This window comes from Streptomyces sp. NPDC043996 (genome assembly GCF_056435225.1).
Genome location: NZ_JBWKEY010000019.1, coordinates 63662 through 77913, shown reverse-complemented (window position 1 = coordinate 77913; position 14252 = coordinate 63662). Strand labels below are relative to the sequence as shown.

Below are 14252 nucleotides of genomic sequence, written 5' to 3'. Positions count from 1 at the left end.
GTACGCGGGCGCACCGCTCTCCCCGACTTGTCTCTAGGAGCTAGGCCAGATGGTGAACGACGACAAAATCCGCCGCCTTCTCAAGCAGGTGACGGCGGATCTGCACACGACTCGTCGGAAAGTGCGCGAACTCGAGTCGAAGGACGCGGAGCCCCTCGCGATCGTCGGCATGAGCTGCCGTTTCCCCGGTGGCGCGAGCACCCCGGAAGAACTGTGGAACCTGGTCAAGGACGGCGTGGACACCGTGTCCGCGTTCCCCGCGAACCGCGGCTGGGACGTCGCCGGGCTCTACCACCCCGACCCCGACCACCAGGGCACCACGTACACCCGCGAGGGCGGGTTCGTGTACGACGCCGACGCGTTCGACGCGGGCTTCTTCGGGATCTCGCCGCGCGAGGCGCGCGCCATGGACCCGCAGCAGCGGCTCCTCCTGGAGACCGCGTGGGAGGCCATCGAGCGCGCGGGCATCGACCCGCTGAGCCTGCGCGGCAGCCGCACCGGCGTGTTCACCGGCACCAACGGCCAGGACTACACGGCCGTCGTCGCCGAGGCCGCCGACAGCGTCGAGGGCTTCTCCGGCACCGGCAACACCGCCGCCGTCGTCTCCGGCCGCCTGTCCTACACCCTCGGCCTGGAAGGCCCCGCGGTGACCGTCGACACCGCGTGCTCCTCGTCCCTGGTGGCCCTGCACCTGGCCGCGCAGGCCCTGCGGCAGGGCGAGTGCTCCCTCGCGCTCGCGGGCGGCGTGTCCCTGATGTCCACGCCCACCGCGTTCGTGGAGTTCAGCCGCCAGCGCGGCATGGCCGAGGACGGCCGCTGCAAGGCCTTCGCGGACGCCGCCGACGGCACCGGCTGGGGCGAGGGCGTCGGCCTGCTGCTGCTTGAGCGTCTGTCGGACGCCCGCCGTAACGGGCATGAGGTCCTCGCTGTTGTACGGGGTTCCGCCGTCAACCAGGACGGCGCCAGCAATGGCCTGACCGCCCCCAACGGCCCCGCCCAGCAGCGCGTGATCCGCGCCGCGCTCGCCAACGCCCGCCTGACGGCGGCGGATGTCGACGTGGTCGAGGCGCACGGTACGGGCACGACGCTGGGTGACCCCATCGAGGCGCAGGCCCTGCTCGCCACCTACGGGCAGGGGCGGCCCCGCACCCGGCCGCTGTGGCTGGGCTCCGTCAAGTCCAACATCGGGCACACCCAGGCCGCCGCGGGCGCCGCGGGCATCATGAAGATGGTCCTGGCCATGCGCGACGGCGTCCTGCCGAAGACGCTGCACGTCGACCGGCCCAGCACCCACGTCGACTGGTCCGCGGGCGCCGTCGAACTCCTCACCGAGGCACGGGAGTGGCCCGGGCGCGAGGACGCGCCGCGCCGCGCGGGCGTCTCCTCCTTCGGCGTCAGCGGCACCAACGCCCACGTCATCATCGAGGAACCGCCCGCCGCCCCCGAGCCCGAAGCGCAGGACGCCCCCGCCAAGGACGCCGGGGACACCGGAGACGCCGGGGACACCGACGCGCCCGCCGCCATCGGCGCCACGCCCTGGCCGCTGTCAGGGCGCACCCCCAAGGCACTGCGGGCGCAGGCGGCCCGGCTGCGCGAACGGCTCCTCGCCGACACCACCCTCGCCGGTGACCGCGCAGGACTCCTCGACCTCGGCTGGACCCTCGCCACCGGCCGCTCCGCCTTCGAACACCGGGCCGTCGTCCTCGGCGAGGACCGCGAGCAGCTCCTCACCGCCCTCGAAGCCCTCGCCGCCGAAGGCCCCGCCGCCCCCGGCACGGTGACCGGCTCCGTCACCGAGGGCCGCCTCGGCGTCCTGTTCACCGGGCAGGGCAGCCAGCGCCCCGGCATGGGCAAGGAGCTGTACGCCGCCTTCCCCGCCTTCGCGGACGCCCTCGACGCGGTGTGCGCCCACCTCGACCCGCTCCTCGACCGCCCCCTGAAGGACCTCATGTTCGGGGCCGACGCCGAGGTCCTGGAACAGACGGGGTACGCGCAGCCCGCGCTGTTCGCCGTCGAGGTCGCCCTCTACCGCCTCGCCGAGTCCTTCGGCGTACGCCCCGAGATCGTCGGCGGCCACTCCATCGGCGAGCTGGCCGCCGCGCACGTCGCCGGAGTGTGGTCCCTCGCGGACGCCGCCCAACTGGTCGCCGCGCGCGGCCGGTTGATGCAGGCGCTGCCCCGGGGCGGCGCCATGCTCGCCGTCCAGGCCGCCGAGGCCGAGGTCACCCCGCTGCTTGAGGAGGTCGCCGAGTGGGCGGGCCTCGCCGCCGCCAACGGCCCCGCCCAGGTCGTGCTCTCCGGCGACCGCGGCGTCCTGGAGGACCTCGCCGCCCAGCTGCGCGCCGAAGGCCGCAAGACCCGCTGGCTCAAGGTCAGCCACGCCTTCCACTCGCCGCTCATGGCCCCCATGCTCGACGCGTTCCGGCAGGTCGCCCAGGGCCTCACCTACCAGGACCCGGCGCTGCCCGTCGTCTCGAACGTCACCGGGCGGCTCGCCTCGGCGGACGAGCTGAAGGACCCCGAGTACTGGGTCCGGCACGTCCGCGAGGCCGTCCGCTTCCACGACGGCCTCGGCGCCCTCACCGACTTCGGCGCCACCACCCTCCTGGAACTCGGCCCCGACGCGGTCCTCACCGCCATGGCCCACGACACCCTCACCGGGCCGGAGGCCCAGGCCGGACTCGTCGCCGCCCTGCGCCGCGACCGCGCCGAGAGCGACACCTTCCTGACCGCGCTCGCCCGGCTCCACGTGCGCGGCACCACCGTCGACTGGACCTCCCGTTACACCCCGCTGACCGCCCGCCGCCGCCTCGACCTGCCCACGTACGCCTTCCAGCAGCAGCGCTACTGGCTGGACACCGCCCCCGGCACGCCCGCACCCGCCGCGGGCACGGCGTCCGCCGACGGCGGCGGGGAAGCCCGCTTCTGGGAAGCCGTCGAGCACGAGGACCTCGCGGAGCTCACCGGCGCCCTCGACGTCGCCGACGACGCCCCCCTCAGCGCCGTACTGCCCGCCCTCACGGCCTGGCGCCGCAAGCAGCGCACCACCTCCACCCTCGACAGCTGGCGCTACCGCGTCACTTGGAACCCGCTGCCGCCGCGCGCCGCGGGCGGCCCCGCCCTGACCGGCACCTGGGCCCTGCTGGTGCCCGCCGACGACACCGACACCGCCGGTGACGCCTGGAGCGCCGCCGCCGAGCGCGCCCTGACGAGCGGCGGCGCCCGCGTCACCGTCGTCCGCGTCCCGGCCGCCGAGAGCACCGACCGCGCCGCCCTCACCGCGCTGCTCCTGCGGCACGAGGCGGCCGCCTGGGACGGCGCCCTGTCACTGCTCGCCCTGACCGGGCCGACCGGCACCGGGGTGGCCCCGACCGCCGTCCTGCGCACCGCCACCCTGCTCCAGGCCCTCGGCGACGCGGGCTCCACCGCCACCGTCTGGGCCGCCACCCGCGGGGCCGTGTCGACGACGCCCTCCGAAGCCGCCGCCGACCCGGCGCAGGCGACCGTCTGGGGCCTCGGCCGTGTCGCCGCCCTCGAATACCCGCAGACCTGGGGCGGCCTCGTCGACCTGCCCGAAGCCGCCGACGCCGCCGTGATCACCGGCCTCACCCAGGCGCTCACCGCCGACGGCGAGGACCAGCTGGCCGTGCGCGGCCCCGGCGTCCTCGCCCGGCGCCTGGTGCGCGCCGCCACCGGCGAGACGCCCGGGCGCGACTGGAGCCCCCGCGGCACCGCGCTGATCACCGGCGGCACCGGCGCGCTCGGCGCGCACGTCGCCCGCTGGCTGGCCCGCGAGGGCGCCGCCCACCTCGTCCTCACCAGCCGCCGCGGCCCCGAAGCGCCCGGCGCCGCCGAACTCGCCGCGGAACTTGAGGACCTGGGCGCCCGCGTCACCGTCGCCGCCTGCGACGCCTCCGACCGCGGCGCGCTCGCCGACCTCCTCGCCGCGATCCCCGAAGACACCCCGCTGACCGGCGTGTTCCACACCGCGGGCGTCCTCGACGACGGCGTCATCGACGGCCTGACCGAGGACCGCGTCGCGACCGTCTTCCGGGCCAAGCTGGAGTCGGCCCGCCACCTCGACGCGCTCACCGCAGACCTGGACCTGTCGGCGTTCGTCCTGTTCTCGTCCTTCGCCGGTGTCGCGGGCGGCTCGGGACAGGGCACCTACGCCGCTGCCAACGCCGCCCTCGACGCCCTCGCCGAGACCCGGCGCGCCGCGGGCCGCGTCGCGACCTCCGTCGCCTGGGGCCCCTGGGGCGGCGGCGGCATGGCCGCCGACGGCGCCGCCGCCGAGCGCCTCCGCCACGGCGTGATGCCGCCCATGGACCCCGACCTCGCGATCACCGCCCTGCGCCAGGCACTCGGCCAGGACCAGACGCTCGCCGTCGTCGTGGACATCGACTGGACCCAGTACGCGCCCGGCTTCACCGCCACCCGGCCCAGCCGCCTGTTCGCGGACGTCCCGGAGGCGCACGCGGCACTCACCCCGGCCGCGGGCCAGGCCACGGCCGCGCCCGCCACCCCGGCCAACGCGTTCGCCGACCGCATCGCGGCCCTCGACCCCGCCGACCGCGAGAGCGCCCTCTTGGACTTGGTGCGCCAGCAGGCCGCCGACGTCCTCGGCTACGCGGGCGTCGACGACATCCAGGTCGGGCGCGCCTTCCGCGAACTCGGCTTCGACTCGCTCACCGCCGTGGAACTGCGCAACCTGATCGGCGCCGCCACCGGCCTCAAGCTCCCCACCACCCTCGTCTTCGACTACCCCACGCCCGCGGCCCTCGCCGCCCATCTGCGCGAGGAGCTGTTCGGCGACGACACCGCCGCCGCCTCGCCCGCCGCGACCGGCGCCGCCGCCAGCGACGAACCCCTCGCCATCATCGGCATGAGCTGCCGCTTCCCCGGCGGCGTCACCAGCCCCGAGGACCTGTGGCGGCTCGTCGCCGACGGCGTCGACGCCATCGCCGAGTTCCCCGCCGACCGCGGCTGGGACACCGGGGCGCTCTACCACGCCGACGCCGGACAGACCGGCACCTCGTACGTCCGCGAAGGCGGATTCCTCTACGACGCCGGGCAGTTCGACGCCAAGTTCTTCGGCGTGAACCCGCGCGAGGCCCTCGCCATGGACCCGCAGCAGCGGCTCCTCCTGGAGACCGCGTGGGAGGCCTTCGAGCGCGCCGGGATCGACCCGACCGCACTCGGCGGCAGCCAGATCGGCGTGTTCGCGGGCACCAACGGCCAGGACTACACCGCCGGAGTCGACCACGTCCCCGACGAGGTCGAGGGCTACCTCGGCATCGGCAACGCCGCGAGCGTCGCCTCCGGCCGCATCTCGTACACCTTCGGCCTCGAAGGCCCCGCCGTCACCGTCGACACCGCCTGCTCGTCCTCCCTCGTGGCCCTGCACCTGGCCGCGCAGGCGCTGCGCCAGGGCGAGTGCACCATGGCCCTGGCCGGTGGCGTCTCGGTGATGTCGACGCCCGCCACCTTCGTGGAGTTCAGCCGCCAGCGCGGCCTCGCGACCGACGGCCGCTGCAAGGCCTTCGCCGACGCCGCCGACGGCACCGGCTGGGGCGAGGGCGTCGGCCTGCTCCTCGTGGAGCGCCTCTCCGACGCCCGCCGCAACGGCCACAAGATCCTCGCGGTCGTACGGGGCTCCGCCGTCAACCAGGACGGCGCCAGCAACGGCCTGACCGCCCCCAACGGCCCCTCCCAGCGCCGCGTCATCCAGGCCGCCCTCGCCAGCGCGGGCCTCACCCCCGCCGACGTCGACGCCGTCGAGGCGCACGGCACCGGCACCACCCTCGGCGACCCCATCGAGGCCCAGGCCCTCCTCGCCACCTACGGCAAGGGCCGCCCCGGCGGCGCGCCCCTGTGGCTCGGCTCCATCAAGTCCAACATCGGCCACACGCAGGCCGCCGCCGGTGTCGCGGGCATCATGAAGATGGTCCTCGCCATGCGCCACGGCGTCCTGCCGCGCACCCTCCACGTGGACGCCCCGAGCGGCGAAGTCGACTGGTCGGCGGGCGCCGTGGAACTCCTCACCGACGCCCGCGACTGGCCCGCGCACCACGACGGCACCCCCCGCCGCGCCGGTGTCTCCGCCTTCGGCGTGAGCGGCACCAACGCCCACGTCATCGTGGAACAGGCGCCCGCCCCGGTGGCCGAGCCCGCCCGCGCGGACGGCGTCGAGCCGCCGACGCCGGTGGCGCTGCTCGCCCTCTCCGCGAAGACCCCGCAGGCGCTGCGCGCCCAGGCGGACCGCCTCCGCGCGCTCCTGCGCGCCGACGAGAGCCTGGACCTCGCCGACGTGGGCCGCTCCCTGGCCCTGACCCGCTCCCGCTTCGAGCACCGCGGCGTGGCCCTCGGCCAGGACCGCGACGAGGCGCTCGCCGCGCTCGACCGCCTCGCGGCCGGTGCCGACGCCCCGCACGCCGTGTCAGGCCGCGCCGCCGACGGCACGGTCCGCCCCGCCTTCGTGTTCCCCGCGCGGGCCGAAGGGTGGGCCGCCACCGCCCGCGCCCTCCTCGACGAGTCGCCGGTGTTCGCCGCCCGCATGCGCGAGTGCGCCGACGCCCTCAAGGAGTTCGTCGACTGGGACCTGCTCGACGCACTCCGCACGGCGGACGGCGGCCAGCTGGAGCGGGCGGACGTCGCCCGGCCCGCCCTGTTCGCCGTGACGGTGTCCCTGGCCGCGCTCTGGCGCGCGGCGGGCGTCACGCCCGCCGCCGTGGCCGGTGACGGCGCGGGCGAGATCGCCGCCGCGCACGTCGCCGGTGCCCTGACGCTGCGCGACGCCGCCCGCGTCGCGGCGCTGCCCGAGGGCGGCCAGGACGGCGCGCCCGCCGTCGTGACACCGCTCCCGGCTGAGGTGCCGCTGTACTCCACGCTCACCGGCGAGCGCCTCGACGACGCCACCCCCATGGACGCCGCGTACTGGCACCGCGCCCTGCGGCAGCCCGCGCTGTTCGAGCGGGCCGTCGGCGCGCTGCTCGCCGCCGGGCACGGCATGCTCATCGAGATCGGCCCGCGGGCCGCCCTCACCACCGCCCTTCGCGCGGCCGTCGACGCCGCCGGAAGCACGGCGGTCGTGCTCGGCGTACACAGCGAGGCCCACGGCGAGACGACCGGTGCGCACGCGCTCATGGCCGCCGTCGCCGAGGCCCACGTCCACGGCGTGGAACTCGACTGGGACGCGCTGTTCCCCGCCGCCCGCACCACCGTCGACCTGCCCACGTACGCCTTCCAGCACGAGCACTTCTGGCTCGTGGACGGGCGCGCCCAGGGCGAGACGACCCCCACCGCGGCCGACGACACCGACGCCCGGTTCTGGGAGGCCGTCGAGCGCGAGGACCTTGAGCGGCTCGCCGCCGAACTGGACGTGACCGGCGGCTCCGCCGACGAACTCGGCGCCGTCCTGCCCGTCCTGTCCTCGTGGCGCCGCGGGCGCCGTGAGCGCTCCACCGTCGACGGCTGGCGCTACCGGGTCACCTTCAAGCCCCTGCCGGGCGGCCTGCCCGCACCGGCCCTCACCGGCCGCTGGCTCGTCGTCGTCCCCGAGGCGGCCGCCGCGCACGCGTGGACGGCGGGCGTCACCGACGCCCTCACCCACGCCGGAGCCGAGCCCGTCGAACTCCACGTCACCGGCGCCGAGCTGACCCGTGACGCCCTGGCCGGGCGCCTGCGCGAGCAGACCGCCGACGGCACCGCGCTCGCCGGTGTCGTCTCCCTGCTCGCCCTGGACGAGGCGCCGCTCGCCGACCACCCCGCCGTCACCGCCGGGCTCGCGGGCACCGTCGCCCTCGTCCAGGCCCTGGACTTCGCCGCCGTCGACGCCCGCCTGTGGGCGCTGTCCCAAGGCGCCGTCTCCACCGGCCGCAGCGACCGCCTGACAAGCCCCGCGCAGGCCCAGCTCTGGGGACTTGGCCGCGTCGTGGCCCTGGAGCACCCCGACCGGTGGGGCGGCCTGGTCGACCTGCCGCCGGCGTACGACGCCCGCGCGGGCGCCCGCCTCGCCACAGCCCTCGCGGGCATCGCCGCCGACGCGGCGGTCGACGGCGGCACCGGCTTCGAGGACCAGCTCGCCGTGCGCGGCTCCGGCGTCTTCGTACGCCGCCTCACGCACGCGCCGCTCGACGAGCGCCCGGCGGCGGAGTTCACGCCGCGCGGCACCGTGCTGATCACCGGCGGCACCGGCGCGCTCGGCGCGCACGTCGCCCGCTGGCTGGCCCGCGAGGGCGCCGCCCACCTCGTCCTCACCAGCCGCCGCGGCCTCGACGCGCCCGGCGCCGCCGAACTGAAGGCGGAGCTTGAGCGCCTTGGCACCGCCGTCACGGTCGCCGCCTGCGACGTCGCGGACCGCGCGGCCGTCGTACGCCTCCTCGACGAGCTCGCGGCGGCCGGGCACACCCCGCGCGCCGTCTTCCACGCCGCCGGCGTGAGCCCGGCCCTCGCCCTCGCTGGCACGGCCCCCGCCGACCTCGACGACGCCCTGGCCGCCAAGGCCGCGGGCGCCGCCCACCTCGACGAACTCCTCGCGGGCGCCGACCTCGACGCGTTCGTCCTGTTCTCGTCCATCGCCGCCGTCTGGGGCAGCGGCGGCCAGGCCGGATACGCCGCCGCCAACACCTACCTCGACGCCCTCGCCGAGCGGCGCCGCGCCCGCGGCCTCCCCGCGACCTCGCTCGCCTGGGGCGCCTGGGGCGGCACCGGCATGGCGGCCACCGCCGAGGCCGAGGAGCACCTGCGCCGCCGCGGCGTGCGGCTGCTCGACCCCGACCTCGCCGTCGGCGCCCTCGCGCGGGCCCTCGCCCACGACGAGACGTGCCTGACCGTGGCCGACGTGGACTGGGAGCGCTTCGCGCCCGCGTTCACCGCCGCCCGGCCGAGCGCCCTGCTCACCGCCCTGCCCGAGCTGCGGCCAAAGCCCCGCCCGAAGGCCGAGGCCGCGGGCACCGGCGCGCCCCTGTCGCAGTGGGCCGCGCGCCTGGCCGACCACCCGGAGGCCGAGCGCCAGCGCCTGGTCCTCGACCTGGTGCGCGCCGAGGCCGCCGCCGCCCTCGGCTACGCGGGCGCCGAAGCCGTCGAACCCGCCCGCGCCTTCCGCGAGCTGGGCTTCGACTCGCTCACCGCGGTCGAACTCCGCAACCGGCTCACCGCCGCCACCGAGGTCGAGCTGCCCGCGACCGCCGTCTTCGACCACCCCTCGCCCGAGGTCCTCGCCCGCCACCTCCTCGCCGAGCTCACCGGCGCCACCACCGGCGCGACGGCCGCACCGGCGCCGGTGGTCCGGGCCGCCGACACCGCCGACGACCCCATCGCCATCGTGTCGATGAGCTGCCGCTTCCCCGGCGGCGCCAGCACCCCCGAGGCGCTCTGGCGGCTCCTGGTCGACGGCACGGACGCCGTCTCCGTCTTCCCCTCCGACCGCGGCTGGGACCTCGACGGCGACGCCCGCTACAAGCCCGAGGGCGGCTTCGTCTACGACGCCTCCGAGTTCGACGCCCCTCTCTTCGGCATCTCCCCGCGCGAGGCCCTCGCCATGGACCCGCAGCAGCGGCTCCTGCTTGAAACCTCCTGGGAGCTCTTCGAACGCGTCGGCATCGCCCCCAAGTCCCTGCGCTCCACCCCGACCGGCGTATTCGTCGGATCCGGCTTCCAGGGGTACGCGACCGGCCTCGACAGCGTCCCCGAAGGCGTCGAGGGCCACCTCATGACGGGCACGTCCGGCAGCGTCATCTCCGGCCGCCTGTCGTACGCCTTCGGCCTGGAGGGCCCGGCGGTCACCGTCGACACGGCCTGCTCGTCGTCCCTGGTCGCCCTGCACCTGGCGGCGCAGGCCCTGCGCCAGGGCGAGTGCGACCTCGCCCTCGCGGGCGGCGTCACCGTGATGGCGACCGCGGGAGCCTTCGACGAGTTCAGCCGCCAGGGCGGCCTCGCGACCGACGGCCGCTGCAAGCCGTACGCGGAAGCCGCCGACGGCACCGGCTGGGGCGAAGGAGCGGGCCTGCTGCTCCTTGAGCGCCTCTCGGACGCCCGCCGCAACGGCCGCGAGATCCTCGCGGTCCTGCGTGGCTCCGCCGTCAACCAGGACGGCGCCAGCAACGGCCTCACCGCCCCCAACGGGCCTTCCCAGCAGCGCGTCATCACCCAGGCCCTCGCCAACGCCCGCCTCGCGCCCGAGCAGATCGACGCCGTCGAGGGCCACGGCACGGGCACCGCGCTCGGCGACCCCATCGAGGCCCAGGCCCTCATCGCCACGTACGGCAAGGAGCGGCCCGACGACCGGCCGCTGCTGCTCGGCTCCGTGAAGTCCAACATCGGGCACACCCAGGCCGCCGCCGGTGTCGCCGGAGTCATCAAGATGGTGCTCGCCATGCGGCACGGACTGCTGCCGCGCACCCTGCACGTCGACCGGCCGAGCACCCACGTCGACTGGTCGGCGGGCACCGTCGAGCTCCTGACCGAGGCCCGCGCCTGGCCCGACCGCGACGGCTCGCCGCGCCGGGCCGGTGTCTCCTCGTTCGGCGTGAGCGGCACCAACGCGCACGTCGTCGTCGAACAGGCGCCCCGCAGGGGCAGGCCCGCTACCGCCAAGGCCGCCGGATCGGGCGCCGCCCCGCGCGCGGCCGCCACGGCCACCGTGCCGTGGCAGGTGTCGGCCCGCAGCGCCGACGCCCTGCGGGCCCAGGCGGGCCGACTGCGCGAGCGGCTGCTCGCCGACCCCGCCCTCGCCACGGACCACACCGGGCTCGCCGACGCGGGCTGGTCCCTCGCCGAGGGCCGCTCCCTCCTCGAACACCGGGCCGTGCTCCTCGGCCGGGACCGGGACGAGTTCCTGGCCGGACTCGAGACGCTGACGGCTGGCGGTACGGGCGCGGTGTCGGGATCGGTCGTCGAGGGTCGCCTTGGTGTCGTCTTCACCGGCCAGGGCAGCCAGCGGACCGGCATGGGCAAGGAGCTGTACGAGGCCTTCCCGGTGTTCGCGGACGCGCTGGACGAGGTGTGTGCTCATATCGATCCGTGGATAGAACGTTCGCTCCAGAGCGTGATGTTCGGTACCGACGCGGAGCTCCTTGAGCAGACGGGGTACGCGCAGCCCGCGCTGTTCGCCGTCGAGGTCGCCCTCTACCGCCTCGCCGAGTCCTTCGGCGTACGTCCGGAGATCGTCGGCGGGCACTCCATCGGCGAACTGACCGCCGCGTACGTGGCCGGGCTGTGGTCCCTTGAGGACGCGGCTCAACTCGTCGCCGCGCGCGGCCAGTTGATGCAGGCGCTGCCCGAGGGCGGCGCGATGCTGGCCGTGCAGGCATCGGAGGCGGACGTTCTTCCGCTGCTGGAGGGCCTGTCCGACCGTATCGGCGTGGCGGCGGTCAACGGCCCGGCGCAGCTCGTCCTTTCCGGTGACCGCGCCGTCCTGGAGGGCCTGGAGCAGACCCTCCGTGGCGAGGGCCGCAAGGTCCGCTGGCTGAAGGTGTCCCACGCCTTCCACTCGCCGCTGATGGACCCGGCCCTGGAGGACTTCCGCAAGGTCGCCGAGAAGCTGACCTACCAGGACCCGGCGCTGCCCGTCGTCTCCAACCTCACCGGCGCGCTTGCGCGGCCCGACGAGCTCAAGGACCCCGACTACTGGGTCCGACACATCCGCGCCGCCGTCCGCTTCTACGACGGCGTGGGCACCTTCACCGAGCAGGGCGTCTCCACGCTCCTCGAACTCGGCCCGGACTCCGTCCTGACCGCGATGGCCCACGACACCGTCACCGACCCGGCCGCACAGGCGGGCCTGATCGGAGCCGTCCGCAAGGACCGCCCCGAAGCGGATGCCTTCCTGACCGCGCTCGCACGGCTCCACGTGCGCGGCGTCGACGTCGACTGGACACCGCTGTACGGGCCCGTCGAGGACCGCAGCCGCATCGACCTGCCCACCTACGCCTTCCAGCACCAGCACTACTGGCTGGAGGCGTCGACGGACACCACGGCGAACGGCGTGCCCGCCGACGAGGTGGAGGCGCGGTTCTGGGAGACCGTGGAGAGCGAGGACCTCGCCGGACTCGCCAAGACCCTGTCGGTGCCGGACGACGCCCCGCTCGCCGAGGTGCTGCCCGCGCTGACGGCCTGGCGCAGGCAGCGCCGCGAGAGCTCCGCCATCGACCGCTGGAGCTACCGCGAGTCCTGGACGCCGCTCGCCGACTCCGCCGCCGGGGAACTGTCCGGCAGCTGGCTCGTCCTCGTCCCCGAGGGCGGCGCGGACGACCCCTGGAGCACCGCCGTCGCCGCACTGATGGGCGAGCGCGGCGTGCGCGCCACGACGGTGGCGGTGCCCGCGCACACCACCGGCCGCGACGCGTTCACCGCACTGCTCCGCGAGGCGCTCGCGGACCCGGCCGGACCCGCCGCCTACGACGGCGTCCTCTCGCTGCTCGCGGCCACCGCACCCGAGGACCACGACGGCGAGTCCGCCGCACCGGCGGACGTCACGCTCACCCTGGCGCTGATCCAGGCCCTCGGCGACACCGGCGTCGGCGCGCCCCTGTGGTGCGCCACCCGGTCCGCCGTCACCGTGGGCCACGCCGACGCGCCCACCTCGCCCGAGCGGGCGGCCCTGTGGGGCCTCGGCCGCGTCGCCGCCCTGGAGTACCCCGAGCGCTGGGGCGGCCTCGTCGACCTGCCCGAGGCGGCGGACTCCGCCGCCGTGTCCCGGCTCGCCCGCGTCCTCGGCGGCGCCTGGGCCGGGGAGGACCAGGTCGCGGTGCGCGGCTCCGGCGCCCTCGGGCGCCGCGTGACACGGGCGCCCCTCGACGGCGACGGCGCCACCGAGTGGACACCGCGCGGCACGGTCCTCGTCACCGGCGGCACCGGCGCGCTCGGCGGCCACCTGGCGCGCTGGCTGGCCCGCGAGGGCGCCGAGCACCTCGTCCTCACCAGCCGCAGGGGCCCCGACGCGCCCGGCGCCGCCGAACTCAAGGCGGAACTGGAAGAGTCGGGCACCCGCGTCACCCTCGCCGCCTGCGACGCCGCCGACCGGGACGCCCTGGCACGGCTCCTCGGCACGATCCCCGAAGACGCCCCGCTGACCGGCGTGTTCCACGCGGCGGGCGTTCTGGACGACGCCGTACTCGACGGCATGAACGCGGAGCGCATCGCCACCGTGTTCCGCGCGAAGGCCCGCTCCGCCCGCAACCTGGACGAGCTGACCTCCGGCCTCGACCTGACGGCGTTCGTCCTGTTCTCGTCCTTCGCGGGCGTCGCGGGCGGCCCCGGACAGGGCAGCTACGCCGCCGCCAACGCCTACCTCGATGGGCTCGCGCACGCCCGCCGCGCCCGGGGCCGCACCGCCACCGCCGTGGCCTGGGGCCCGTGGGCGGGCGGCGGCATGGCCGCCGGGGGAGCGGTCGCCGAGCGGCTGCGCGGCGGCATGATCCCGCCCCTTGACCCGGACCAGGCCGTCATCGCGCTCCAGCGGCTCCTCGCCCACGACCGCACGGCCGCCCTGGTCGCCGACATCGACTGGCCGCGGTACGCGCCCGCCTTCACCACGGTCCGCCCGAGCAGGCTGTACGCCGAACTGCCCGAGGTGCGGAGGCTGTCCGCGGCCGCCGACGCGGGCGGCACGACGGCCGCCGGACAGGCGCCCGACCTGGCGGCGCGGCTCGCCCCGCTGGCCAGGCCCGAGCAGGACCGGCTGCTTCTCGACGTGGTCTGCGAACAGGTCGCCGCCGTCCTCGGCTACAGCGGCGCGGCGGCCGTCGAACCCACCCGCGCCTTCCGCGAGCTGGGCTTCGACTCCCTCACCGCCGTCGAGCTCCGCAACCGCGTCAACGCGCTCACCGGCCTGGTCCTGCCCGCCACGGTGGTCTTCGACCACCCGACGCCCACGGCCCTCGCCGACTGCCTGCGCACCGAACTCGCCCCGGACGCCGCCGACCCGGCGACCCTGCTCCTCGGCGACCTGGAGCGGCTCGAAGGCAGCATCGCGGCGGTCGGCACGGCCGACGAGATCACCCGCACGAAGGTCGCGGTACGCCTCCAGGCCGCGCTCGACCGCTGGAAGAACGGCGCCGCGCACCCCGCAGAGGCGGGCCCCGAAGGCGGCGAGAGCGGCGACGTCAGCGAGCAGCTCGCGGCCGCCAGCGACGACGAGATGCTCGAATTCATTAAAAAGCAGCTCGGCCGGGGTTGAAAGGAACAGGAGTCTTAGGTAACGGTAGTTAATTGAACCGACAGCCCCTACCCACCCCCCTTATCGCACGCCC

The 14252-nt window shown here is 76.1% G+C and carries 1 protein-coding gene; it reads left to right on the top strand.

Features of this window, described 5'->3' with window-relative positions:
- Positions 1 to 52 precede the first annotated feature (52 nt).
- Positions 53 to 14179: a type I polyketide synthase gene (locus tag AC07A4_RS37290; protein WP_478608072.1), complete on the top strand. Its 14127-nt coding sequence runs from the start codon at positions 53 to 55 to the stop codon at positions 14177 to 14179.
- Positions 14180 to 14252: the final 73 nt, after the last annotated feature.